At 63.9% G+C, this 25476-nt stretch carries 24 protein-coding genes; 10 read left to right on the top strand and 14 right to left on the bottom strand.

Annotated features, from left to right (window positions below):
• Positions 1–27: 27 nt before the first annotated feature.
• The 4 genes from AC0CMF_RS17385 to AC0CMF_RS17370 all read left to right on the top strand — a co-directional run bounded on the left by AC0CMF_RS17385 (position 28) and on the right by AC0CMF_RS17370 (position 4541).
• The gene (locus AC0CMF_RS17385; RefSeq protein ID WP_374628830.1) at positions 28–1473 is read left to right on the top strand and encodes an FGGY family carbohydrate kinase; all 1446 of its coding nucleotides are present in this window, start codon (positions 28–30) and stop codon (positions 1471–1473) included.
• Entirely contained in the window at positions 1470–2165 is a 696-nt protein-coding gene (locus AC0CMF_RS17380; protein WP_374628829.1) for a class II aldolase/adducin family protein, read from the top strand. Before AC0CMF_RS17385 ends, AC0CMF_RS17380 begins: the two co-directional genes overlap by 4 nt.
• 24 nt (positions 2166–2189) lie before the next feature.
• The gene (locus AC0CMF_RS17375; RefSeq protein ID WP_374628828.1) at positions 2190–3824 is read left to right on the top strand and encodes an FGGY-family carbohydrate kinase; all 1635 of its coding nucleotides are present in this window, start codon (positions 2190–2192) and stop codon (positions 3822–3824) included.
• 321 nt (positions 3825–4145) lie between these two features.
• Positions 4146–4541, top strand: a complete 396-nt coding sequence (locus tag AC0CMF_RS17370; protein WP_050472966.1) for a VOC family protein — start codon at positions 4146–4148, stop codon at positions 4539–4541.
• On the opposite strand, the gene AC0CMF_RS17365 is transcribed toward AC0CMF_RS17370, so the two are convergent.
• Both AC0CMF_RS17365 and AC0CMF_RS17360 read right to left on the bottom strand, forming a co-directional pair.
• Complete coding sequence (locus AC0CMF_RS17365) at positions 4493–5026, bottom strand: helix-turn-helix domain-containing protein (protein WP_374628826.1); 534 nt, start codon at positions 5024–5026, stop codon at positions 4493–4495. The genes AC0CMF_RS17370 and AC0CMF_RS17365 overlap by 49 nt on opposite strands.
• A 193-nt stretch (positions 5027–5219) precedes the next feature.
• Positions 5220–5585: a winged helix-turn-helix transcriptional regulator gene (locus AC0CMF_RS17360; protein WP_058898947.1), complete on the bottom strand. Its 366-nt coding sequence runs from the start codon at positions 5583–5585 to the stop codon at positions 5220–5222.
• 138 nt (positions 5586–5723) lie between these two features.
• On the opposite strand from AC0CMF_RS17360, the gene gstA reads away from it, so the two are divergent.
• The 5 genes from gstA to AC0CMF_RS17335 all read left to right on the top strand — a co-directional run bounded on the left by gstA (position 5724) and on the right by AC0CMF_RS17335 (position 10206).
• The gene (gene gstA, locus AC0CMF_RS17355) at positions 5724–6350 is read left to right on the top strand and encodes a glutathione transferase GstA (RefSeq protein WP_122520854.1); all 627 of its coding nucleotides are present in this window, start codon (positions 5724–5726) and stop codon (positions 6348–6350) included.
• Positions 6347–6724 (top strand): nuclear transport factor 2 family protein, encoded by a 378-nt coding sequence (locus AC0CMF_RS17350; RefSeq protein ID WP_374628825.1) that lies wholly within the window; start codon positions 6347–6349, stop codon positions 6722–6724. Before gstA ends, AC0CMF_RS17350 begins: the two co-directional genes overlap by 4 nt.
• Positions 6725–6768: 44 nt before the next feature.
• A complete protein-coding gene (locus AC0CMF_RS17345) occupies positions 6769–6984 on the top strand; it encodes a tautomerase family protein (RefSeq protein WP_374628824.1) in 216 nt (71 codons plus the stop codon).
• Positions 6985–7126: 142 nt separating this feature from the next.
• A complete protein-coding gene (locus AC0CMF_RS17340) occupies positions 7127–8050 on the top strand; it encodes a helix-turn-helix domain-containing protein (RefSeq protein ID WP_374628823.1) in 924 nt (307 codons plus the stop codon).
• A gap of 167 nt (positions 8051–8217) precedes the next feature.
• Positions 8218–10206: a copper amine oxidase gene (locus AC0CMF_RS17335; RefSeq protein ID WP_374628821.1), complete on the top strand. Its 1989-nt coding sequence runs from the start codon at positions 8218–8220 to the stop codon at positions 10204–10206.
• A gap of 90 nt (positions 10207–10296) precedes the next feature.
• Here the strand turns inward: AC0CMF_RS17335 and AC0CMF_RS17330 are convergent, their stop codons facing one another.
• The 10 genes from AC0CMF_RS17330 to AC0CMF_RS17285 form a co-directional block, all read right to left on the bottom strand.
• Positions 10297–13371, bottom strand: coding sequence for an AAA family ATPase (locus AC0CMF_RS17330; protein WP_374628820.1), 3075 nt, complete (start codon positions 13369–13371; stop codon positions 10297–10299).
• On the bottom strand, positions 13368–14507 hold the full coding sequence (locus AC0CMF_RS17325; RefSeq protein WP_374628819.1) for an exonuclease SbcCD subunit D: 1140 nt from the start codon (positions 14505–14507) through the stop codon (positions 13368–13370). Before AC0CMF_RS17325 ends, AC0CMF_RS17330 begins: the two co-directional genes overlap by 4 nt.
• 96 nt (positions 14508–14603) lie before the next feature.
• Complete coding sequence (locus AC0CMF_RS17320; protein WP_119396674.1) at positions 14604–14819, bottom strand: hypothetical protein; 216 nt, start codon at positions 14817–14819, stop codon at positions 14604–14606.
• A 319-nt stretch (positions 14820–15138) separates the two neighbouring features.
• Positions 15139–15756 (bottom strand): cysteine hydrolase family protein, encoded by a 618-nt coding sequence (locus AC0CMF_RS17315; RefSeq protein WP_186392701.1) that lies wholly within the window; start codon positions 15754–15756, stop codon positions 15139–15141.
• Positions 15757–15815: 59 nt separating this feature from the next.
• Entirely contained in the window at positions 15816–17915 is a 2100-nt protein-coding gene (gene katE, locus AC0CMF_RS17310; protein ID WP_374628818.1) for a catalase, read from the bottom strand.
• 119 nt (positions 17916–18034) lie between these two features.
• On the bottom strand, positions 18035–18781 hold the full coding sequence (locus tag AC0CMF_RS17305) for a PRC-barrel domain-containing protein (protein WP_374628817.1): 747 nt from the start codon (positions 18779–18781) through the stop codon (positions 18035–18037).
• 137 nt (positions 18782–18918) lie between these two features.
• On the bottom strand, positions 18919–19425 hold the full coding sequence (locus AC0CMF_RS17300) for a ferritin-like domain-containing protein (protein WP_122520845.1): 507 nt from the start codon (positions 19423–19425) through the stop codon (positions 18919–18921).
• Between the two features lie 72 nt (positions 19426–19497).
• The gene (locus tag AC0CMF_RS17295; RefSeq protein WP_374628816.1) at positions 19498–20154 is read right to left on the bottom strand and encodes a hypothetical protein; all 657 of its coding nucleotides are present in this window, start codon (positions 20152–20154) and stop codon (positions 19498–19500) included.
• Between the two features lie 448 nt (positions 20155–20602).
• Positions 20603–21190, bottom strand: coding sequence for a hypothetical protein (locus AC0CMF_RS17290; protein ID WP_094463077.1), 588 nt, complete (start codon positions 21188–21190; stop codon positions 20603–20605).
• A 48-nt stretch (positions 21191–21238) separates the two neighbouring features.
• Complete coding sequence (locus AC0CMF_RS17285) at positions 21239–21754, bottom strand: hypothetical protein (protein ID WP_058898958.1); 516 nt, start codon at positions 21752–21754, stop codon at positions 21239–21241.
• 1021 nt (positions 21755–22775) lie between these two features.
• Here AC0CMF_RS17285 and AC0CMF_RS17280 point away from each other — a divergent pair.
• Positions 22776–23666 carry an SDR family oxidoreductase gene (locus tag AC0CMF_RS17280; RefSeq protein ID WP_050473120.1) on the top strand — a complete coding sequence of 297 codons (891 nt, stop codon included), beginning with the start codon at positions 22776–22778 and terminating at the stop codon, positions 23664–23666.
• A 79-nt stretch (positions 23667–23745) separates the two neighbouring features.
• Here the strand turns inward: AC0CMF_RS17280 and AC0CMF_RS17275 are convergent, their stop codons facing one another.
• Positions 23746–24876, bottom strand: a complete 1131-nt coding sequence (locus tag AC0CMF_RS17275; RefSeq protein WP_082205942.1) for an NAD-dependent epimerase/dehydratase family protein — start codon at positions 24874–24876, stop codon at positions 23746–23748.
• 67 nt (positions 24877–24943) lie between these two features.
• The gene (locus AC0CMF_RS17270) at positions 24944–25441 is read right to left on the bottom strand and encodes a YciE/YciF ferroxidase family protein (protein ID WP_374628815.1); all 498 of its coding nucleotides are present in this window, start codon (positions 25439–25441) and stop codon (positions 24944–24946) included.
• Positions 25442–25476: the final 35 nt, after the last annotated feature.

Genomic DNA, 25476 nt, shown 5'->3' with positions numbered 1-25476 from the left:
CCGCGGTGCCGTCCAGGAGGAATGTCAATGGCTGAACCGGAGCCCCTTGCCAGCATCTGCGTCCTCGATATTGGCAAGACCAACGTGAAGCTGAATGCCATGACTGCCACAGGCGGTGTGGTGGAGACCGTGGCCATTGCAAATCCGGTTCGTCCGGGCCCGCCATGGCAGCATCATGACCTGGCCGGGCTCGGCGGCTGGATCTTTGAAGAACTGGCGGCGCTCACCCGGCGTCATCCGCTCCAGACATTCGTCTGCACCGCGCATGGTTCCGGCGGAGTTCTGACCGGTCCGGATCCTGATGCAGGAGATGGCGCTGCCCTGCCGATGATCGACTACGAGCAGCCCCTGCCGTCCGCGGTCCGCGAGGCCTATGTGCCTTTGGCCGGCTCCTTTCGTGATCGCGGCAGCGCCATCATGCACGGTGCCACGCACCAGGCCCGGCAGCTTCTGTGGATGGAAACCGCCGAGCCGGAGCGGTTTGCCGCAGGCCGCTGGTTTCTGTCCCTGCCGCAATATTGGGCGTGGCGGATGACCGGGGTTGCGGTTTCGGAGAAGACCTGTCTCGGCGCGCAGTCCCATCTCTGGAACACGCCGGACAATTGCCACACACCGATTGTCGCCATGCGCGGCTGGGAGCGGCTGCTGCCGCCCTTTGCTCCGGCCTGGGCCAGTCTTGGGACGGTGCGTCCCGGCCTTGCACGCCGTTTCGGTTTGCCGGAGGGACTGGATGTGCTGGCCGGCATTCACGACAGCAGCGCCAATTTCTACCGCTATCAGGCCGCCGGGCTTTCCGGGGCTGCCATTCTCTCGACCGGCACCTGGATCGCAGGCATGAGCCGCATGACGCCGCTCGACGGGCTCGATGAGATGGCCGGCATGACGATCAACAGCGACGTCCACGGCTGCCCTGTCGCAGGCGCCCTTGCCATGGGTGGCCGTGAGTTTGCGCTTCTTGCGGGCGAGGGTGGGGGAACCGCCGTTGATCCGGATGTGGCGATGGCGCTGATCGCACGCGGCACCATGGCACTGCCGAGCTTCGGCGACGGTGACGGGTTCTTCCCCGGCAGTGCGGGACGAGGACATATTGCCGGTCCTCCGCCGCAGAATGCGGCCGAGCGGCGCGCCCTTGCCCTGATCTTCGTTGCGCAGCTGTCAGCCGAATGCCTCGATGCGTTGAAGGCCCAGGGGACGGCGGTGCTCGACGGAAGCTACCTCGGGGATCCGCTGTTTGCCGGACTGGTTGCCGCATTCCGGGGCTGCGGCGAAACCCTCTTCAACCTCGATGCCTATGGCGTTGCAACAGGTGCGGCGCTGCTGGCGTCTCACGGCACGGCGCGGGCTCTGGACAGTCTGCATCTGCGGACCGCTGCCGCCGTTACGGCACCAGCTGGCCTCATGAGGTCTTACCATCAACGCTGGCGTGAACAGGCCCGCCAGGCCGGCAACTCTTCCAGAAAGGACATGTCATGAGCGAAACTGATATCCACGATCTGCGCCGTAATATGGTCGGCATCTGCCGCGGGATGAACTCCAGCGGCATAAACCAGGGCACGGCAGGCAACCTGTCGGTCCGGACCGGCGGCGGCTTCCTGATCACGCCATCTTCCCTGCCATATGATCTCATGACACCGGACGATCTGGTGGAGATGGACTTTGACGGCACTTATGCTGGCCGGAGGCCGTCCTCCGAATGGCGCTTCCACCGGGATATCCTGAAGAACCGGCCTGACATCAATGTCGTGCTGCATTGCCATTCGATGTATGCCACGACGCTTGCCTGCCACCACAAGACCATTCCGGCCTTTCACTACATGGTTGGTGTTGCCGGGGGCACGACGATCCGCTGTGCGGAATATGCAACTTTCGGCACACAGGAGCTTTCCGATCACGCCCTGAAAGCACTCGACGGCCGGCTTGCCTGCTTGCTCGGCCAGCATGGCCAGATCTCGCTGGGTCAGGATCTGGAGCAGGCGTTGTGGCTCGCGATCGAGGTGGAAACCTTGTCGCGCATGTATGTGCAGGTGCTGACGCTCGGGACGCCGCCGGTTCTGTCCGACGATGAAATGGAGCGGGTGATCGGCCAGATGAAGCGGATGAGCTATGGTCTTGGCCCTGAGGCGGAGGGCTCGAATGACGTTGCGCGGCCCCGTACCCAGAGCTGAACACCCGCCGCGGAGAAGAGAACCATGACACCAGCACATACCCCGTCCGAGGGGCGCCCGCGTTACGTCATCGGTATTGATGTGGGGACGGCAAGCGCCCGTGCAGGTGTTTTTGACCTGAGTGGTCATATGGTGTCGGCCGCCAAACGCGACATTTCGCTGTTCCGGGAAGCCGGCTCGATCGCCGAACAGTCGAGCACGGAGATCTGGGATGCGGTTTGCGCCGTCATCCGTGAAGCCGTTTCCACGGCTCGCATAGATCCGGCGCATGTCGCCGGGCTCGGGTTTGATGCCACTTGCTCGCTGGTTGTTCTGGGTGAGGGCGGCAGGCCGCTTGCCGCCGGTCCTTCCGGAGATGGGGAACGGGACATCATTGTCTGGATGGACCACCGCGCCATAGCCCAGGCCGAGCGCATCAACGCAACCGGACATGACGTTCTTCGCTACACCGGCGGCCGCATTTCACCGGAAATGCAAACGCCGAAGATCCTGTGGCTGAAGGAAAACCGCCCTGAGACCTTCGCAGCCGCCTGGCAGTTCTTCGACCTTGCGGACTTTCTGACGTGGAAGGCGGCGGGCAGCTTGGCCCGTTCGACCTGCACGGTCACCTGCAAGTGGACCTATCTTGCCCATGAACGCCGCTGGGATGGTGATTACTTCCGGAAGATCGGGCTGGGTGAACTGGCCGATGAGGGCTTTGCCCGCATCGGTACGGATATCGTGGACCCGGGCAGCAGGCTGGGCGCCGGTCTGACCGTGGACGCTGCTGCCGCAATGGGGCTGAGGCCTGGCACCGCGGTTGCCGCCGGAATGATCGACGCCCATGCGGGCGGGATTGGCACGGTCGGGGCCGGCGGCAACCCGGCTGACACTCTGGCCTATGTCTTCGGAACGTCCTCCTGCACCATGACGTCGACTGCCGGGCCGGTCTTCGTGCCCGGTATATGGGGGCCGTATTACTCCGCCATGGTGCCCGGCATGTGGCTGAACGAGGGCGGGCAGAGTGCCGCGGGAGCCGCGATCGACCAGTTGCTCTCCTTCCACCCGGCTGCCGGTGAGGCGGCGATGAAGGCGCGCGAACTGGGTAAACCCCTCCCGGCCTTCATGGCTGCTGCGGCTGCTGAGAGGGTATCCGATGCATCCGCAGCCGTGACCCTTGCCACCGGTCTGCATGTCGTTCCGGAGTTCCTGGGAAACCGCGCTCCCTTCGCAGATCCGCATGCCCGCGCCATCATTGCCGGGCTTGGCATGGAACGGGACTTCGAAAGCCTGATTGCGCTCTATATCGCCGGTCTCTGCGGGATCGGCTATGGGCTGCGCCAGATCATCGAAACGCAGGCGAGGGCAGGTGCACCGGTGCAGCGTGCCGTCATCAGCGGCGGGGCGGGTGCAAGTCCGCTGGTCCGGCAGATCCTGGCCGATACGTGCCGCAAGCCGGTTCTGAGCCCTGCCGCTGCCGAGCCGGTCCTCCTCGGCGCCGCCATGCTGGGGAGCGTTGCTTCCGGGGCATTTCCCGACATTCGCCATGCGATGGGGGCAATGTCAGCCATTGATGCCGTCTACGAGCCGGTTATCTGCGATTGGGCCGAGATCCACGAACACCGCTATCAAGCTTTCCTCAGTCTGCAGGCGGCCACGCGAACCATAAGGCACTTCTGAATGGTTCAGTGCTCTTCGGCCCGGGCCTGATGGTTCCCCATGTTTCAGGGCGCAACTGTTTGAAGCTCTGCGTCTCGGCCGAGGTTTGGATCCTTTGCGGCGGCAAGGATTTGCATGGCGGGGCGATGAACAGATTTTCACTGGACCGATAGGCGCAGGTCCAGCCCCGAATGCTGGGTGCAGGCGCTGTACTGGGCCCTGCGGGGAAATGCAGGCGGTGAAATGCCGATGGGAAAATGCCGGCCTGGCGTGATCCTTCAAGACAAATCTGCCGCTCATGTTCAGATGTCCCTCTGGCACCACATGCCTTGGAGGAACTGAATGATCCTGAGATATACGATCCTTTATGTCGAAGATGTCGCGGCAACGCTTGATTTCTACGAGCGCGCGTTCGGTCTGAAGCGGAGCTTCCTGCACGCATCGGGGGATTATGGGGAACTGGCGACAGGGGGCACGAAACTCGCGTTTTCGTCGGTTGAACTGATGAAACAGCTCGGCAAGAAGCCCGGAAAGCCAGTGCTGCAAGCGCCTGTGTTCGAAATCGCCTTTGAGACAGATGATGTCCAGGCGGCATTCGACCGTGCGGTTGCAGCAGGGGCAAAGCCGGTGCAGCAGGTTCGCGACGAGCCGTGGGGGCAGACTACCGCCTATGCCGGCGACCTGAACGGTTATCTTGTCGAGATCTGTTCGCCGGTCCAGTTGCCGAGCGCGGGCTGAGACAGCAGACCGATGACCGCCGTGTTGCGGCGCAGATGACCCGGGCTCAGCCCGAACCACCTGACGAGCTCCCGGGTCATGTGGGCCTGATCGCTGAAGCCGCATCTGTCAGCGATGTCCGCAAGCGGCGCAGTGGTGGCGAGCAGGGTGGCCGCATGACGCGCCCGGGCGAGCAGACGCCAGAAGTCCGGTGGCGGCAAGTGCTTGTTCAGAAAGAGCCTCTGCATGGTCCGGAGGGAAACGCCTAGATCCCGCGCGGCGGACCCGGCGGTGGCGCAAGGGGCGGCGAGTGCCGCAATGGCGTCATCCAGACCGGTGTGCCCGCCGCATTCCTCTTCCACGATGGCTTGTGCGCGGCTGGCATCGGCGGCAACAGCCTCAAAGGCCTTGGGCGACAGGGCAGCACCCGGGCGCAGGCGGTAGCCCGTGATCCGGACGCCGGGACGCAGAGCGGCAATGCGGGGCCGGAAATCCAGTCCGGTCAAGACGATGTCTGCAGGCCCGTCCGTATTCCGGATGATCAGCAGGTCGCGGCATCCATCCGGAAATATGGGCGCTTTCTCCGGCCCTTCCGCATGATGCTGCCACTCGATGAACCGGGTTTCATTCTGCATCCCAAACCAATAGCAACTGTCTGCCCGGCCTGTCAGCAGGGAATGCTGCAAAGGGCTGATCCCTTCAGACGGGATCAGCCCCGTTCCCGGCGGCTGCCTTCAGCTTGTGGCCGACCGCGACGATGGCATCCAGCGCCGGGACCAGTTCCTCGCCAAGGGGCGTCAGCGCATATTCGACGGAAGGCGGCGAGGTGGGCTGGATGGTGCGGGTGAGCACGCCCTTGCTCTCCAGCTCACGCAGGCGCTGCGACAGAACCTTGGCGGAGACCGGCGGGATATCCAGCCGCAACTCGCTGAACCGCCGCGGCCCGGCGCGCAGATGCCAGATCACATTCGGCGCCCAGGCCCCGGCGATGATGGCCATGCACTCGGTCAGGGCGCAGGGTGTGGGCGGCCGTGCGCTGTGGTTCTTGCGAAGTTTCAGGCTCATGTCTGGAACCGGTCCCTGCCATGACTGTTCATGGGGTTACTGCGGAGAAACCTGATAATCAGGTAACTGATGGAAACCAGGTTGGCAAGGGAAACTGGAATGCCTACCCTCCAGCCATCAACAGCAAGGACCCTTCTCATGAAGCTCTATTACAAGCCCGGCGCCTGTTCCATGTCATCGCGGATCGTACTGCATGAACTCGGACTGCCCTTTACGGCCGAAAAGGTCGATACCGAAGCCGGGCTGACCGGCTCTGGTGCCGACTACCGCCAGATCAATCCGAAGGGCTATGTGCCCGCGCTGGAGATCGAGGGCGGTGTGGTGCTGACGGAAAACCCTGCGATCCTGCAGTTTCTGGCCGACAGCCATCCTGAGGCCGGACTTGCGCCTGCGCCGGGCACCGTGGAGCGCGCGCGCCTGCAGGAATGGCTGAACTTCACCGCCTCGGAACTGCACAAGGCATTCAGCCCCTATTTCCGTGGCAAGCCGCTCGCAGACGGGGAGAAGGCGGCGGCCTCAGCCCAGCTGGAGCGGCGCATCGGCGATGTCGAGCACGGGCTGGCCGATGGCCGCAGCTTCGTTCTGGGCAGCCGGTTCAGCGTGGCAGACGCCTATCTGGCCGTGGTGCTGAACTGGACCCGTTTCATCGGGGTGGATCTGGCACGCTGGCCGCATGCGGCCGCCTATCTCGCCCGGATTGCGGAGCGTGCATCGGTGCGGCAGGCGATGCAGGAAGAAGGCCTTCTGGACGGAGAAGCCGCATGACACGGGCTTTTCACGAGATCACTGCGGTCCTGCAGGACTATTTCGATGCGCTGTATTTCTGCGACACAGGCATCCTGCAGCGCGTCTTTCATCCCAGGGCAATCTATGCCACCGCCGATGAGACGCCGCTGCTTTACCGCACCATGGAAGAATATGTCCCGGTTGTCGCGGCCCGGCAGTCACCGGCGTTGCGGGGCGAGCCGCGCCGCGACCACATCGATGCCATCGATCTGGCCGGGGGCAACACCGCCTTTGCCCGGGTGCGCTGCTCGATCGGGCAGCGGGACTTCGTGGATTTTCTCACCCTTGTGCGCAGCGAGGGGCAGTGGCGGATCATCGCCAAGGTCTTTCAGATCATCGAACGCCAGCCTTAATCCCTGATTTCGTTTTCTGTCCGGGAAAACTCAAAGGAGCAGCCATGCCTTATGTGAACATCAAGATCACCCGCGAAGGGGCAACGGCCGGCCAGAAGGCCCGTCTCATCGCAGGCGTCACCCGCCTGCTCGCCGATGTGCTGGACAAGAACCCGGCAACGACCTTTGTCGTCATCGACGAGGTGGCAATGGAAGACTGGGGCATCGGCGGTCTTCCGGTTGCCGAATACCGCAAGACCCTCGCCAGCGGCCCTGCCTGAGCGTCGTCCTCTGCTCCCGTGCTGCTTCCTCCCGGTCGTAGGCCTTGCGGCAGGTCCGGTGATAGGCCCGGTGATAGGCAAAGCCCCCGATCTGTGGTGAACTGGGCAGGTTGAAGGGCTTTGCGGAAACGGGGAGGACGCCATGGAGCCGCTGACGACGCCTCAGCACCGGCAGGTGCCTGTCGAGGAACTGCAGGCGGACCTGAACAGGGTCTGCGGCGCCTTTTTCCTGCAAACCAGGCGGCCGGGCGGCGTCATCCATGGCGCGGTCTCGGGCCGCCGCACCGGGCCATTCGACACAGCCGCCGTTGCTCTCGATGCATCGGCCGTCGTGCGTGATGCCCGGGCGATCCGGCAGGCGCCGGGCGAGTATTTCTTCCTGATCGTGCAGGAGAGCGGTTGCTGCCGGATCGCTCAGGAAAGCCACTCCACCTTGCTCTCGGCCGGGGACATGGTCCTGGTCGATGCGGCAAGGCCCTCGGAATTCTCATACGGCGCCGTGCAGTCCCGGCAGATTTCCCTGCATTTGCCGAAGGAGGAGATTGCCGGGCGTTTCGGCCATGCCTGCGATGGCGGCCTGCCCATCTCCCGCAGCGATCCGCTCTGGCTGGCGATGCGGGCGGTTCTTTCCAAGATGTCGGCCGGTTCGGGTGCCCAGACGGAACTGGGCGAGGCGATGTTCAGCCTGCTGGGTGCCTATGTCAGTTCCCTGCGGACAGGCGGCCTGCCGGAACGCGGCACCGGGCTTTTGTCCCGTGCCCTGCAACTGATCGACCGCTACAGATCCGATCCGGCCTTCGGGCCGCGGGAATTGGCGATGCGGCTCAATGTGTCCGAACGCACGCTTCAGCGCCATTTTCAGCCGCTTGGAGAAACGCCGGGCCGGCGCCTGCTTGAGCGCCGTCTTGAGCTAGCCCATGCAAGGCTGACCGGTGGGCGCCGCCGTCCGGGCGAGACAGTCACCTCGATTGCCCTGGATTGCGGCTTTAACGACCTGTCCTATTTCCACCGCGAGTTCCGCAGGAAATACGGCGCAACTCCAAGGACTGCCGCCAACGGCAGCTGACGGTTTTTTTCAATGGCCCTGTCGGCTTCGTCCAAGTCTGACGGCCAGCCCGCTTGCACAATCGGATCCCTGAAGCCTTCCGGGGTGCGGAAGCTTGAGCTTTTCAAGGCGTGATGCGCCAGCATCAGCGGCCTTGGGACAACAGCAAAAAACAAGAGGGAACACGGATGAAACTGACAAGACATCTGGCGTCCGGAGCATTGGCTCAGGGACTGGGCGCGGGGCTTTGGGCCTCAGGAGCTGCTGCCCATCCACTCGACGGGCTGACGGCGGAGGAATATCAGAAGATCAACCAGATCCTGCGCGAGCAGAAGGTTACGGACGATGACACGCTCTATCCGCTGATCGAGCTGAAGGAGCCGCCCAAAGCGGATGTTCTGGCCTGGACCGAAGGCTCCAGCCTCGACCGCAAGGCAACCGTCTACTTCACCAACGCCGGCGGCTTTGGCGAGGCGGTCGTCAACATCACGCAAGGCACGGTCGAAAGCAATGAGCAGGCGGCAGGCCAGCCGATGGTGCTCTTCACGGAGTTCATCGACGCGCTGGAGGGCGCTCTCAGCCATCCGGAGATGGTGGCGGGCCTTGCCCGGCGCGGGGTGACGCCGGAAGAGGCCTTCTGCCTGCCGCTGACGGGCGGGAACTTCTTTACCGAGGAATACACGAACTCCCGTCTGATGAAGGTGCCCTGCTACAAGGTGCCGGATGGATCCAACTTCTATGCCAAGCCGATCGAGGGGCTTTTCGCCATCTACGATATCGGCAAGAAGGAGGTGCAGCGCGTCATCGACACCGGCACCATTGCGCTGCCTCAGGATGGCTGGGGCTATACGGAGGAGGAAGTGGCCGCGCGCCTGCCGCTGCGCCCGCAGTCCAATCCCGCCACGCTGTCGCAGGAAGGCGGCCCGAACTTCACGGTCAAGGGCAGTCATCTTGAATGGGACATCTGGCGCTTCAATTTCCGCATCGACAAGCGCCCGGGCCTCGTGATCTCGAACCTTGATGTCAACGATCAGGGAACATGGCGGTCCGTCATCTATCAGGCGCATCTGTCCGAGGTCTTCGTGCCCTATATGGACCCGACCGAGGGCTGGTACTGGCGCACCTACATGGACAGCGGCGAATATGGCTTCGGCCTGTTCCTGAGCCCGCTGCGGGCCGGGATCGATTGCCCCAGGCACGCCACCTTCCTCCCGGCGACCATTGCCGATGACAAGGGGGAGCCGCTGGTCATTCCCGATGCCATCTGCGTCTTCGAGCGCAACACCGGTGATCCGGCCTGGCGGCATTTCGAGGTCTTTGCCCAGACCCCGGAAACATCTGTTCCGGCGGAAGGGCGTCCCGCGACCGAGCTCGTGGTGCGCACCGCCTCGGAAGTGGGCAACTACGACTACCTCATCGACTACCGCCTGCAGCAGAACGGGCAGATCAACATCTATGTCGGGGCCACCGGGCTAGATGCCGTGAAGGGCGTTGTCTCAACCTCGATGAAGGATGCTACGGCAAAAGAAGATACGGCTTACGGCACGCTGATCGCACCGAACCTCGTTGCGGCCAATCACGATCACTATTTCAACTTCCGCATCGATTTTGACGTCGATCAGCCGGTGAACCACTTCTCCACCATGGACATCGTGCCTGCGAAGCTTGACCCGTCCTCACCGCGCAAGTCGATGTGGACGGTCGAGCACAACATGCCGCACACGGAGCTGGAGGCGCGCTACAAGATCTCGGCCATGCAGCCGCGCTACTTCCATATCTCGAACCCCTCACGCGAGGGCTATCTCGGCCATGAGCCGGGCTGGATGATCCATCACGGCAATGTTGCCTACGGGCCGTTCGACTTTGCCAACGATCCGCCGATGAAGCGCAATGCCTACATCGAATATTCGGTCTGGAACACGGTCTATGATCCGGAGCAGCGCTATGCAGGCGGCAAGTTCGCCATGCAGAGCGACGGTTCGGATACGCTGGCCGAATGGGTGAAGCAGGACAGGAGCCTGATGGGGCAGGACATCGTGACCTGGTTCTCCGCCGGCTTCCACCACATTCCCCGCATGGAAGACTGGCCGGTCATGTCGACGGAGTGGAAGACCGTCCACATCATGCCACACAACTTCTTTGCCCATAATCCGGCCCTGACGCTCAGAAAGGACTGAGTTCAGGACCTGACCGGATGCATGAACGAAGAACCGGGCCCCGGAGAGACAATCCTCCGGGGTCCGGCTCTCAAGCGCTTCCGGACATCATCACGGCAGGCTGCGTTCCTCGATGCTGCTGCCGGCGGCGGATTTGCGGATGTGGAAGCCGTTGGGAATGGCCTCCTGCACCTGCGGCACGTGGGAAATCAGGCCGACGGCCCGGTTCTGGCTGACCAGCGCGCCCAGCACCTGCAGCACCTGATCGAGTGTGCCCGAGCCATTTTCCGTATCGAGACTGCCAAAGCCTTCGTCGATGAAGATCGTGTCGAGCCGCACCTTGCCGCTGGCGCCTTCCACCACATCGGCAAGACCAAGTGCAAGGGCGAGGGCGGCGATGAAGCTTTCGCCGCCCGAGAGCGTGCCTGTGCCCCGCGCCTTGCCCGTGTGCATGTCGAAGACCTGAATGCCGAGGCCGCGCTTGCCGGCGCCCGTGCCGTCCATGTCGCGCTCCAGCCGGTAGCGGCTCGCCGTCATCGGCGCCAGCCGCAGGTTGGCCGCCTCCAACACCTGATCGAACATGGCGCCGATGGCAAAGGTCTCGAGTGTCAGCTTTTGCGGGTTGGCGCCATTCACCAGCGCTGCAAGCGCCCGCAAGGGGGCTGTTTCAGCCTCCGCAGTCTTCGCCTTCTCGACCATCCCAGACAGGGAGGTCTTGACGCGCTCGAGGTGGGCCGCCCGGCTGGCAGCTGCGGCGCGCTCTTCGGATGCCAGCGTCAGTTTTTCAGCAAAGGCGGCATGCGCCTCACGCAAGGAGGCAGTATCCGGGCGGCTGGCATCGCCGGTCGCCAGCGCCGCTGCGCTGGCAGCATCTTCCGCGCTCTGGTGCTCGCGCCAGAAGGCTTCGACGGCTTGCCTGTCGGCATCAAGCGTTGCGATCGCCGGTTTGAGAGACTGAAAAGCCTCAAGGCTCAGGTCCGCTCCGGCAAGCCTTGCAGCAAATGCCTCCTCGGCCTTCTGCTGCCGCTCCTGGCAGCTCAGATGCTGCGCCCTGGCGTTTTCGAGGTCGCGTGCGGCGGCAAGGGCCTTTTCCCGCGCTGCCCGGTCAGCTGTAGCGGCTGCCGTCCGCCCGGCCACAAGCTTGTCCAGCGCCTGCGAGACCTTTTGAAGGGCCGCAGCAAGGGCCTGCGGGCTCCGGAGGTCTGCGGGCACGTCTGCAAGCTGGCTGTCTCTGGCGCTGATGGCAGACGTTGCCCTGTTGCGGCTTTCCTCGAACTGATCCCGCAGCCTGTCGCGCTCCAGTTCAAGGGCGGCAAGCTGCCGGTCCAGCGCGGCAAGACCGTCTTCGGCGGAAGCGGCATCTGCCTCCGGCCCGAGCGCAGCGAGCGCGTCTGCCAGCTGTTTCAGTTGTCCGGCCAGAAGCGGCGCAGGCTCTTCGGGCTGTGAAAGCGCGGCAAGGCGCGCCTCCCGCTCCGCCCGTGTTGCCTTGAGGCCTGCCAGCCTTTCAGCCGCCTGGCCCACCTCGCGGCTGGCTGCCTCCCATGCGGCCTTTGCCATCCGGAAGGCCGCGTCCAGCCCTGCGTTTGCGGCTTCGCCCGTGGCGGGAGCCGGGTGCTCGGTGGCGCCGCAGACGGGGCAGGGCGAGCCCGGCTCCAGCCGGGTGGCCAGATGCAGCGCTTGTGCGCCCGAAAGGCTCTGTTCAGCGGCATCGAGATCCCGCTGTGCCTGTCCGGCCTTTTCCTGGGTTGCGGCATGAACAAGCTGCTGCCGCTCTTCCGCGTTACGGGCTTCGGACACCTCCTCAAGCGCTCTGGCATAAGCGGATGCAGCCGCATGTCTTGCGTCAAGGTCGCGGTGCTGTCCGGCGAGAAGGGCGCGCTGCTTTTCCGTCTCGCGCTGCACTTTCAAGGATTCCTGCGCCCGGTCCCGCTCCTGCCGCAGGCCGGCAAGCCTGTCCTGTGCCGTCTCCAGCTTTGCTGCGGCCTCTTCCTGAGCCTTCAGCGCGGCGGAGGCTGTCTCTTCGCTTCCGGCAGCTGCTTCCAGAACACGGCCGTAGCGGCCAAGGTCATCCTTCTGGCGGCGCAGTGTTTCCACTTCGTCAGACCGTGCCTCCTCGCGCTGCAGCGCCGCCTCTGCGTCCGCCGCCGCTTTCGCGGTCTTTTCGACAGTTTCCGCTGCCCGCTGCAATACCCCGGCGGCCTTTTCGGTTTCCGCCGTTGCATCTTTCACCCGCTCTTCCGGGTCGAGGAGGCCGCGCGCAAGGTCAGCCTGCCGCACCTGTCCGGCCAGCGTCTCAATCTGCTGGCGAGCTGCTTCCAGTTCCGCCAGCCGTGCCTGCGCCTGATCTGCCGCGGCGAATTTCTCCTCAAGGGCTTCGGCAAGCCGCAGGCGCTTTTCGGCGGCCTCCGTTTCCGCTCTTGCCTCTGTCTGGGCAAGCTCGAGCCCGGCAAGGCGGGCCTGAGCCGCTTCGATGCCCTCGTCCAGCGCATCGAAGCTTTCGAAGCCTTCCGCATTCAACTGCCGGTCGGACAGGGCCAGCTCCTCGCGCACATGCCGCTCGGCAGCCTCGGCTTCCGATTTCAAATCCGCCATGAGCGCTTCATAGCGGGAGACGTCGAAGAGCTCGCGCAGGATCTCCAGCCGCTCCTTTGTCTTGGCAGCGAGAAACGCCTCAAAACGGCCCTGCGGCAGCAGCACGATCTGGCGGAACTGCCGCGCACCATAGCCGAGCAGATCCTCGATGGCCGCATCCACGTCCCGCACCTTCTTTTCGGCGATGATCCGGCCGCGCTGCGCCTGTGAAATCTCCTCCGGCTCCAGGCCGGAGGCATCGAAGAGATAGGCTTCGTGCGCGCTGCGGGTTTCGCCGCCGCCCCGGGTCTTGAGGCGCATCTGTTCCGGGCGGCGCAGGGCGGTGTAGCGGTGCTCTGCGATGTCGAAGACAAATTCGACTTCGGTCAGCATGTCCGCATCGGCATGGTCTGACCGCAGCGAGGAGGCGTCCTGCTCCGCCTTGGCGGCCTCGCCGAAAAGGGCGAAGGTCATGGCGCTGAAGATCGTCGATTTGCCCGAGCCCGTCTGGCCATAGATGCCGAAAAGACCGGCATCGACTGCCTTGCGGAAGTCAATGCTGACCCGGCCGGGGTAGGGGCCGAAGGCCTGAAGGGTGAGCCTGACCGGTCTCATTGCCCGTCCTCCTTCATGCGCAGGCGCTCCAGCGCGGCGCCGAGAACCTTCAGTTCCGCCTCAGACAGGCGGTTGCCCCGCACCTGCTCCAGGAAATCGCCCATCACCGTCACCGGGTCGGCCGCTGCCACCGTGTAGCTCGCGGATTTCATCTCCGGTGCGCGCTGGTGGCGCTCGTAGACGAGTTCGCAGGCATTGGGAAACACCTCCCGCAGCCGCTTCATCCCATCGATGACCGGTGCTTCGTCGGTGAGAACGGCCTTGATGAAATCGCCCGAGGGCGGCGCCTGGAGCAGCTCCGCATGGGTTCCCTTCAGCACGCGCACGCGGCGCAGCGGGGTGAAGGGAATTTCCTCGACCATGGTCCGGCCTGCGGCATCCAGCTCGACAAGGCTCATGGATTTCGCACAGTCTGCCTCATCGAAACCGAAAGCCAGAGGCGATCCGGAATAGCGGATATGGGGTGCTCCCACCTCCTGCGGCCTGTGCAGATGCCCGAGCGCGACATAGTGGGCGCCAGTGAACACCTCCGTGCTGACGGTCTCGATGCCTCCGACCCGGGTCAGGGGCCGTTCGCTTTCGCTGTTGGAGGCTCCGGCCACAAAGGCATGGGCGACCGCAACCCAGCGCACTCCTTCGGGCAGATTGTTTCGGGCGCTGGCGATCTGGGCGCGCAGCACGTCCTCCGGGCTTTGCAGGGTGTCATCGGAAAAACACTCGCGGGCGGCGTGCTCATAGGCGAAAGGCAGACCGGTGAAGGCCACCGGTCCTGCTGCATCCTGCAGAACAAGCGGCATCTCGCTGGCGCTGATGACACCCCGGATCAGGGCGCGGCGTGTGTCGGTCATGACGGACATCGCGGCAATACGGTCACCGGAATCATGATTACCGGCGATCATCACCACCGCCGCGCGGCTCTGTGAGGCGACCTGCAAGAGGAAGGCGTTGAACTGGCGGACGGCGGGGGCAGGCGGGGCGGCCCGGTCGAAAATATCCCCGGCGATGACGAGGACATCCGCATCCCTGGACACGAGCGCATCAAGGATCTGGCCAAGGATGGCATCATGATCTGCCTCCAGCGGCAGGCCGTTGAACTGCCGCCCGAGATGCAGATCTGCCGTATGGAGTATCCTCATGCGTATACCTGTCAGGTTTCCAACGCATGAGGTTTAAAGGCAGACCGGCTGCTTCGTCTACCTGCAGTATGTTCCGGCCCGCCGCCACACACTCAGTCAGTAATTCGCGGGCGGATCGCTCGCCGGAAAGGACTCGTCGCTTTCCTCATCAACCTTGTCCCAGTCTTCCGGCGGATTTTTCATCTCCTGCGGACCGGCATTGCGGATATCCGGATAGTCGCCCGTGTAGGCGGGCGCTGTTGCTGCCCGGTAGAATGCAAACCCGGCAAGGGCTGCAAAGCCAAGCCTGCAGAGATTGGACATGCTGTGCATGAAGAGATCTCCCTGTTGGAAGGTTACGCCTGACCTGCTTTGGCCAGACGAAAATGTTATGTTCGATGCTGTCCTGTCACCGCAGACCGAAGAACGACAGGATTGCCACGATGACCACGATCAGCCCGACCAGATAGATGATGTTGTTCATGGTGAAGTCCTTTCCTTTTCTGGAACAGTGAAGCGGTGCACATGCGGCTTCCTCTGAGGTTCAACAGAAAGGGGCAGGGAATGTTCCGGTGAATGAGGTCTCTGTGTCTTCCGGCGGGATAAACGCCTGTCTGGCGGTGGAATGGATGACAGTGCCGTCCAGGGCGGCTTATCCGGGGCGCCAGCTTTCCAGCACTTCCTGCGCAAGGGCGACTTCAACCTGGGTGCCGAACCGCCGCAGGCACAGATCCATCAGGGCGTCGTGGCTGCGGTCGGAGGAACTGCACAGCGCGTCGCGGATCAGAACCACGCGGTACCCCCGGTCAATGGCGCCGAGGGCGGTGGAAAGCACGCAGATATCGGTTTCTCCACCGGTCAGAAGAAGAGTGTGAGCCTTGATCTTGCGCAGCAGCCCATCCAGGGCCGGGGTCAGCCAGGGGGAGTAGACTTGCTTGCCGACCACATGGGCCGGGGGCACGAAGCGGGCAAGGGCAGGGACCAGATCCGCCGCCTGCCGCCCGATCCGGTCCAGCGTCACGTCCTGCCATTTGCGGTAATAGCGCCGCCAGGCACCTCCTGCATCTTCAGGAGATGCAGGAGGCAGGAACCGGGTAAATACGGTATGCGCCGGAGCATGCTCGCAAAGCCGTACGACAGTGGGCTCGATCCGCTCCAGCCAGGGTACCGCCCAGGGCGAACCGGCCGCAAACAGGCGCTGCATGTCCACGCAGATGTGGATGCAGCCGCTTCCAAGCGGGCCATGGAGCAGTCCCTGCTTGCCGCTCATCGCGTCCTCGGGTCTTTCCGTGGGCGTGGCTCAGGCATCGTCCGGGCCTTTCTTGCCCCTCAGGGCAGGAGCACGCGCTCGCGTGACCACAGCCGCAACTCGCGGCAGCGGACGACAAAGCTGGCACCTGTGCCTGTCTCCAGCGGCATCATGCCTTCGTCAGCATCCGGGGCGATCCCGGCGGCCTGAAGCAGGGGCGCTGCGCCCGGTGTGTGGCCGATGAACTTGCAATGGGCGAAGGCATCGGTGACGAAATCCCGGCCCGGCGCTTCCTGTGCCAAGAGGTCTGCCCCCTCCGGCGTCAGGATCAGAGCCACCGCATCGAAGAGCACCGAAGGGCCGCCGTCGATGAGATGGGTGACGGGAACGAAACTGCCATCACCTGCGGTGATCCCGCCAGCCTTGCGGGCGATGATTTCAAGCTTTGCACCTTCGGCTTCAAGCGCGGCCTTCAGTTCCTGCAGCAGCGTGCCGTCTGCACCGTCGCAGGTCAGCACCCCCACCTTGCGTCCGGCGAAACTCGCCGGGGCATTCTTCAAGATGCTGAGGGCGGGCGAGGGCGGCAGATCCCGCGGCGGCACGGCAGCGTCCGCCGGGTCCGGCAGAGGTTCGATGCCGAGTTTGCCGGCCACCCTTTCGGCCAGCGGGCCGTCGATGTTGAGCAGATGCGCCACCATGCGTTCGCGGATCACCGGCATCTCGCATTTCGACAACTCGAAGATCAGCGCGTCTGCAATGTGCTTCTGCTCCACGGCCGTCTGGCTCAGGTAGAATTGCCGCGCCTGGCTGTAATGATCGGCAAAGCTCTCCGGGCGCAGGCGCTGCTTGGGGCCCTCCACCTGCGCAGGATAGGTGCGGATGCCGGTTGCCGGATCTTCGCGCGGCCCTTCACCCCAGGAATTCGGCTGATAATTGGCCCGTCCCCTCGGATTGTGCATGGCCATGTGCCCGTCCTGCTGGAAATGCGCGAAGGGGCATTTGGGGGCATTGACCGGGATGTGGGTGAAGTTCGGGCTGCCAAGCCGTTTCAGCTGGGTGTCGAGATAGGAGAAGTTGCGCCCCTGCAGCAGCGGATCATCGGAAAATCCGATCCCCGGCGGGACATTCTGCGTCATGAAGGCGACCTGTTCGGTTTCGGCGAAGAAGTTGTCCGGCATCCTGTCGAGGATCAGCCGTCCCACCGGGACAGGCGCGAGGATTTCTTCCGGAATGATCTTGGTCGGATCCAGCACGTCGAAATCGAAACTGTCTGCAAAATCCTGGTCGAACAGCTGCAGGCAGAGCTCCCATTCCGGGAACTGTCCGGAAGTGATGGCCTCCCAGAGGTCGCGGCGATGGAAATCCGGATCGGCGCCGTTGATCTTCAGCGCCTCGTTCCAAAGCACCGACTGCATGCCGGACTTGGGCTTCCAGATGAACTTGACGAAGGTTGATTTACCTTCCTCTGTCACCAGACGGAAGGTGTGGACGCCGAAGCCTTCCATGAAACGGAAAGAGCGCGGTATGGCCCGGTCGGACATGACCCACATGATCATGTGCATCGATTCCGGCGTCAGCGAGATGAAATCCCAGAAATTGTCATGCGCCGATTGCGCCTGCGGAAAGGCCCTGTCGGGTTCCGGCTTCACGGAATGGATCACATCGGGGAATTTGATCGCGTCCTGAATGAAGAAGACCGGGATGTTGTTGCCCACCAGATCCCAGTTGCCTTCCTTCGTATAGAATTTGACGGCAAAGCCCCGCACATCGCGCGCAAGATCGAAGCTGCCCTTCGAGCCTGCCACCGTGGAAAAACGCACAAAGACAGGCGTGATTTCGCCCGCGCGCTGGAAAATGTCCGCGCTGGTGTATTCGGCAAGCGACTTGTAGGTCTCGAAATAGCCATGGGCTCCATAGCCCCGCGCATGGACGACGCGCTCGGGGATGCGTTCATGGTCAAAATGAAAGATCTTTTCGCGGAAATGCTGGTCTTCCATCAGCGCCGGCCCGCGTGCGCCGGCCCGCAGCGTGTTCTGGTCGTCTCCGATCGGAGTGCCCTGTGCCGTGGTCAGGATGTCCATGCCCTCTTCGGCGGTCTGGTGAAGTTCCCCGCCGTGGCCCCGGGTGAGGGTCTGGTCATGGATCCTCGCGGACTGTGCGGGTGGATGCTGCTGGCTCATCGGTTTTCTCCGCTCGCTGGCTTGAAAGAGGTCTGCCGTTCCCATTGCTGCGGAAAGGCGGCGTCAGTTGAGGGCGGGATGCCCGCCCCCTGATGGGGGCGGGGACGGGCACCGCAAGGTCAGTTCGCCTGCGGGGCGACCGGACGGCCAAGCGTCTCCGGATTGGTCTGGTCGTATTCCGGCAGGGATTCGATCTGGTCACGGGTCCAGGGCAGATAGACCCGGGTCTCGGTGTTGTTGGCATAGACAGTCAGATCGGACACCGGCACGGCAACGCGTCGCTGGCCGATGCCGAGGAAGCCGCCCACATCCAGAAGCACGTGGGTGATTGTCTCAGGCGTGGCCGAGGGGGCCGGCGTCGGCTGCGTGACGCCGGACTGGCCGGTTACGGAACCGCCTGTTGCGCCACCGGTGCCCGGCTGTGCCTGCTGACCCGGCTGTGTTTGCTGGCCCGGCATGCTGCCGGTGCCACCCGTCTGGCTGTCCGGCGACATGCCGGTGCCGGTGGTGGTATCTGTGCCTGCCGCCGGAGGCGTGCCGGCCGTGCCGCCCGGGCTGGTGCTGGCCGGGGGCTGAGCGGCACCGGCAGCACTGGAGTCAATCACCAGATCCTGCACCGAGCCGATGGAGTCACCCGTGGCGTCATAGATGGTGGCGCCAAGCAGGTCCTCGGCCGTTAGCACGATATCCTGACGGGCATAGCCTTCGGGCGCGGTGAAGCCCGGCATTGCGCCCGTATCTGCGCCGGTGCCCGGCGCCGTCTGCTGCATTCCGGGCTGGGTGCCCGGCTGCGTACCGGTTTGGGCAAGGGCGGAGGTTGCGGCAAAGGCCGAAACCAGCATGGTTGTCATAAGCAGCTTTTTCATTGGTATCTCCTTGGTAGGACTGCCGCAGCGCGGCGGCAGCGCGGGGTTGCGGCGCAAGGACATGACGGCGGGAGCAAGCCGCCTCTCTCCCCGTGTTTTGCGCGGGGATGGTCCAGCACCGGAATGTGTGTCAGGGCCTAGCGGCCGGCCGTCAGATCAGCGGCACTGCGCTCAAGGAAACGCCGTGCGGTTCCATCAAGGTGCTCGAAAAGCCAGTCGGCCATGTCCTGCTCTTCCGTGAGGATCTGCTGGAAAACGGCGATGGCAGGTTCGTCACCCAGCTCGCGGGCTGCGGCGATCAGCACCTTGTAGGCCGCGATCTCCATGTGTTCGAACGTGTAGCTGGCCATGCCGCCTTTCACGACTTCATCGCTGGCAAAAAGCCCGCTCAAAGCCTGGCCGCTGGCTGCCACCTTGCCCATCACGTCCTTGACGGTGGAGGTGTCTGTAGCGCGGTCCTCCAGGAGCTTGCGCAGGGCGTCCTCCTGACGCTCGGTCTCTGTGATGTGCTGCCGGATCCGGGCGCTAAGCTCGGGGTAGTTCTCCAGCCTCGACATCATGCCCCGCATCATGGTCAGGGCCTGTTCCTCCATGGCGTGCGCGTCGCGCAGCCAGGAGAGATAATTCTCGCGGATCTCTTCCATAGGGTGTTCCTTTGTTGGCTGCCGTTTCTGTGGGACAGGCCGCAGGGGGGGAGGGCCCCCCTGCGTTCCGGGTCAGCGGCGGCGGTTGTCCCAGCCGCGGCGCGAGGCCTCGGAGTGGCCCTCGTAGTCACCGAACCAGCCGCCCTGGCCGTGGTCCCTGGAATGATCATCATCCCGGTGGCGCGAATAGCGGCGGTCATCATCGCTATAGCGGCTGGAGGACCGGCCATAGGTGCCGCGCTCATCCTGTCCGCGCCGGTGCTCCCAGCCACGGCGCGAGGCTTCGGAATGGCCTTCGTGATCACCGAACCAGCCACCCTGACCGCGGTCATGGGAGTAGTCGTCATAGTGGCCGCGGGACGAACGGCGATCGTCGTCGTCGTCCTCGTAGCGGCTGGATGAACGGGAATAGGAGCCGCGTCCGTCGTCCTCGCGGCGGTGTTCCCAGCCGCGGCGGGAAGCCTCGGAATGGCCGCGCGGATCGCCGAACCAGCCGCCATGGCTGTGCTCACGGCCATAGTCGTCATCACGGTGGCTGGAGTAGCGGCGGTCGTCTTCGTCGTGACGGCTGCTGTAGCGCCCATTGTGGCCGTTTTCGCTCATGAAGCGGCCATACCTGTCACGCTCACGGTAGGTGCTGCCGCCGTGGCGGCCATAGCCACGGTGATCGTCGTCACTCACGAAGCGGCCATGGGAGTCGCGTTCGGGCATGTCGTTGTATCTCGGCATTCTATCCTCCTTCGGAGTTTTCGGGCCTCGCTCCTCAAACCGCGCCGTAAAAAAGTGCGGGAGGGAAGGTCCGGGTCCGGCACCATGCCGGAAGGGGACGGAAGCCGGAGACCTTGGATGGCAGGTGTGCAGGGCCTAATTGCCCTTGCCTGCCCTGTCTGTCTGCTTCCGTCTGTGCCTGCCGTGTCCGGCATGCGACTGGTTCAACAGGCAGCTGGGCGGGATGTTCCTGAGTTCAGGCAGATCATTTGAGAAAGCCGGAAAAATCGGCCTGTCCACCCTGCGGCGGCATGCCGGACCCTGCTTATTCATCTGAAGAAAAAGGTTTTCGGCTGGAGGACGCCTGGAAGCTCTGCCCCGTTTACATACGGAAACGGCAGAGCTGTTGCTCCGCCGTCTGTGCCGGTTGAGAATTTTCGCGAACCGCAGAGCCCGCTTATAGGTCAGGTCAGATCGGCGGCAGGGGAGAGCGGGTGCGCAGCCGTTCCCGCCGTGTTGCTTCGGCGGTGCCGTAGTCCCAGCCTTCGGCCTCGAACCGGGTTCTCAGATCACCAAAGCCGACCGTCGGCACCTGATCGAGAGCGGCAATGACCTCGGCACGCCGCTCCTCCGGGAACCGGACGGTCAGCGCCACGTTGCCGCGCCGCATGGCCTCGTCAAAAACCGGAGCATCGCTGTCACTGACGCCCATATCCGTCAAAGCGCCAATGGCACTTCCGGCGACTGCCCCGCCGACTGCGCCGGCAGCCGCCGTTGCGAGCCAGCCGGCGGCCACCAGCGGGCCGATGCCCGGGATGGAAATGGCGCCAAGTCCGGCCAGAAGCCCGGCCCCGGCGCCGGCAACCGATCCGATCCCCGCGCCAGTTGCCGTCCCCGAAGCCTCATCATTCGGCACTCCGGCTGGCTCGTAGCGCTCCTGCAGGCTGCTGCCGCCGACCAGCGATACATCAATATGGTTGCGGCCGAGCGCCGTCAGCTTGGCATGAGCGCGTTCGGCGGTGGCGAGATCCGGATAAACTCGTGTTACGACAGGCATTGCAATTCTCCTTGGTTGTTAAGTGCGTTTCATTACGGGTTGGCCTGGTCACTGGGCTGCCGGAGTGGTGACGACGTTGCCCCGGTAGTCGACGGCAACCGACACCGGCTGTCCGTCCACTGTGCCGGTCCCGCGCCAGATGCCCTGATCATCCAGAGTGAGCTGGGAGACATTCGAGACATTCCACGCCATGGCGCGGTCGCGGGCCTGCTCTTCGGTGAAGCTGTTTGCACCTTCAAACGGAGCGCCCGATTCCGGTGCCGACTGAGACCAGGTGTGGGAGTCGCAGACCTCGAGAAACTGGTCCCGGGTCAGGCCCTGTTCGCCGATGACAATGCCATCGATCATTGTCCGTGCCTCTTCGCGAGCAGCCTCGCTCTGGCTCAGAAAGCCGTCTCCATCCAGATCGAGCGCATCGAACTGCGCCTGGCAGTCCACCTGCACAGCGTCCCGGCCGGTGAGCGGGTCGGCCCCTTGCGAAGGCGGCACCGTATCCTGCGCCGATGCCAGAGACGGAAGGGCGAGCGCTGCGATCACCGTGAATGCAAAACCGTGGCGTGTCATTTTGGTCCTCCTGGATATGCGGCGGTTTGGTCCGCCGGTGCGCTGGTGAACCTGACCCCGGGCGAAATGTTCCAGCGCCACGCTGAGGCCGCTTTTCTGCCTCTCCGGCAACAATCTTGGGGAACAATGCAGAGTCCTGGCAGTTGGCCTTCCCGAGTGCTGACGGGCTGCAGCAGTCCGGCCGTCCGGTGGGGATCTACTGAAGAGAGATTTCGTACGGGCGGCCCGGAGAATGCGGCGCAGCATCTCTGGCGGCCAGCTGACGCAAGATCTTGCTGAATAGGGGAATTGCAGGCTGCCTCCGCCCTGGCGGGAGCGATCCTGACGATGTCAGGCACTTTCCCGCCAGCGCAAAAGGTTGCGGATGTCCCGTGCCGCTGTGGCGGGCTCAACGTCTCCAGGGGGGACGATTCAAAACCCTGTCATCCATAGCTGCCGGTGGTGCGTAGCCTCTGGCCTGGTGCGTTGATCCTGATCACGCGCTCAATGAAACGGATTCCTGATGTAGATGTGCCGAACTTAGTGGGGAGTAGAAATGTCGACACGCATCATGATGAACTGCAAACTGGAACGGGAAAATGGGAAGCTCCTTCAACTTCTTTATCGGACAGCGCGTGGATTTGTTCTCCGACGGGGAGGATATTTTCTACGAAGCGGAGAGGGTCTTTGGGACTGCAGAGGCCGATCGCTCTGTGCCGAAGCATCTCCAGGCAGCTGCAATGGCTTTGGGACAGGCCCTTGATATCCGCTACGGCGGAGATGGGGCGCATCTGCAACGGACAAAGCCTCCTGGCCGCCGCGAAGCCGCATTCTCGGGGATGGGCGGTGGCGGTGCCCTTCAGGGATTTGACCGCACGAGACGGGGTGGCAGGTCATAAGCTGCCACCTGCCGGGAACATGCCCGCTGTTTGCCGGTTGCTGACCGGTCCATAACAGCGGAGGCATTGAGATGACCCATTCCACACACGGCGGCGCAGGCCGCGCCGCCCGGTCTTCCGGCAACCCGGAGGAAGGCCGCTCCATGCAGCAGGACAACGGTGCCCCGGCCAAGGGGCACCGGTCCTTCCCCCGCCCGCCGTTTCCCGAACAGACCCAGGATCTGCCGGGCAGTTTCCAGAAGATGGATCCGCGGCCGGATCACGGCGAGGAGACATGGCGCGGTGCTGACCGGCTGAAGGGGCTGGTGGCGCTCATCACCGGCGGGGACAGCGGCATCGGCCGGGCCGTGGCCATTGCCTATGCCCGCGAAGGCGCTGATGTAATCCTTGCTTATCTCAACGAAAGTGATGACGCTGCCGATACTGTCCGGCTCATCGAGGAAAGCGGCCGCCGCTGCCTGTCGATTGCGGGTGACATTGCGGAGGCGGAATTCTGCCGGGCCATTGTCCGCAAGGCGGTCGATACCTTCGGACGGATCGACATTCTGGTGAACAACGCCGCGCATCAGGACACGTTCGACGAGTTGAGCGAAATCTCCGACGAGGAGTGGGAGCGCACCTTCGCGGTGAACATTCATGCCATGTTCTGGCTTACCCGCGCGGCGGTGCCGCATATGGCGCCGGGAAGCTCCATCATCAACACGGCCTCGATCAACTCCGATATGCCCAACCCGACCCTCTTGGCCTATGCCACTACGAAGGGAGCGATCCAGAACTTCACGGGCGGGCTGGCTCAGCTGCTGGCGGAGAAGGGGATCCGGGTCAATTGTGTCGCGCCCGGGCCGGTCTGGACCCCGCTCATTCCTGCCAGCATGTCCGGCAGCAGGGTGGCGAAGTTCGGCGGCGACACTCCGATGAAACGCCCGGCACAGCCGGCAGAGCTGGCATCTGCCTATGTGATGCTGGCCGAACCGGTGTCGAGCTACACCTCGGGGGCGACCATTGCCGTGACTGGCGGCAAGCCTCTGATCTGATCGAATGGAAAAAGGGCTATGGGACTGAAGCTTCAGTGTCATAGCCCTTTGCTTCGTCCCCTTTACATGTGCCGTGGAGTCACGACAAGGAAGGACGGGCCCGTCTCCGGCCCGGGCCGACCAGGCCGGCATGCCGGTGCAGGTTCTCGAGGATATGGCTTGCGCGGTCTTCCGTCCCGGCTTCCGCAGTCCACAGGATCAGGTCTGCAAGGCTGCGCGGCAGGGAAAGGCCGGGCACGAAGCCGATCCGGTCTTCGGCCGTGCCCGGTTCGCCAACAAGGTGCCGTGCGGTGCCCTTGCAGGCCATCTGCAGCGGGGCCGCTGCCCTTTCTCCGGCATAGGCAGCCATTGCCAGCATTCCGGCAATGTCAGCCGCACTGTGGCCGATGCCTGAACTGATGTTGAGTGGCGGCATGTCCCGGGTGCAATTGAGCAGCGCCAGACGGAAGGCGCGGACGGCGTCATGCACATGCAGCCAGTCGTCCGTCTGCCCGCCATCCTCCAGCACGGGCGGACGCCGCCCTGCGAGGAGATGGCTGGCCATCAGCCCGGTTTCGCCGCAGAAGGTGCCGCCGCCCGGGAGCGGCGGGCCAAAGAGGCGCCCCATGCGCAGCACAGCCGCTTTCGCACCCGTAACCGCGCTCCATTTGCGCACCATTCTTTCGCGCATCACGCAGAGCTTGGCCGCATGGGTCAAAGGGGCAGGGGGCGTGTCTTCCGGGGTGGGCATGGCCGCGATGGGCTGGTCCCTCAGGCAGCGCGCCTGCCATCTTCCCGCTTCAAGGTCGTAGATCGTGCGCCGTGCCGGTTGCGGCACTCCATCTTCATCGATGTAGCGCCCTTCGCCGTACACCGTCAGGCTGGACTGCAGCACCAGCCGCTCGACCCCGGCAGCCGCTGCGGCCCGCAACAGCGTCACCGTCTGGGCCAGAGGAGGGGGCGGGCGCAGCCGTTCCCGGTCGAGCGGGTGCACCGGATCAATCAGATGGATCACGTGCTTGGCCCGCTTGAGGGCCTGATCGAGACGGTCAAGGTCATCCAGCTCGCTGGTGATCAGTTCCGCATCCAGCGGCGGTGGCCAGAGGTCTCCGTCCCAGGTGCCGGGCAGGCCGTCATCCCAGGCGATCACGTCATGCCCCTGCGCGCGAAGCCCGGCCACCAGATGGCGTCCGTGGTAGCTGCAGGCCGATGTCACTAATACGCAGGTCATGTGTTCCTCTGATAAAAGAGGCTGGCTGCGCATGGGACGCAGCCAGCCCTGTCGTTTTCTTCCGGCGTCAGGCAGCCTTGAGCGCGGCCTTGTTGAGCGAGCCCTCCGCCAGCTTTGTCAGCTTGCCGTCGGTGGCCTCTTCCTCGTTCAGCGTGTCCTGAAGGATCTTTGCGATCTCTCGCTGGCCAAGCAGTTCTGCCCAGTTGCGCAGCGTGCCATAGCGTGAGATCTCGTAATGCTCGACCGCCTGGGCCGAGGCAATGAGCCCGGCATCAAGGGCGGGCGAACCCTTGAAGCTCTCAAGCACGTCCTCGCCTTCCTCCAGGATGCCTTCGATGGCCTGGCAGGTCTTGCCGCGCGCGGGCTTGCCCAGAATGTCGAACACTTCCTGCAGGCGTTCCACATGGATCTGGGTTTCCTCGTGGTGCTTCTCGAAGGCAGCGCTCAGATCGGCCGAATTGGCGCCCCTTGCCATTTTCGGCAGGGCTTTCAGGATCTTGCGTTCGGCATAGTAGACGTCCTTCAAGAGGTCCATAAACAGGTCGTCGAGGGTCTTGGTCTTCATGGCTTTCTCCTTTGCTGGTGAGTTGGCCGGCCGGG

Source organism: Pannonibacter sp. CBAS1226 (genome assembly GCF_055685825.1).
The sequence above is the reverse complement of the archived record's forward strand: the minus strand, read 5'-3'. Positions and strand labels throughout refer to the sequence as shown.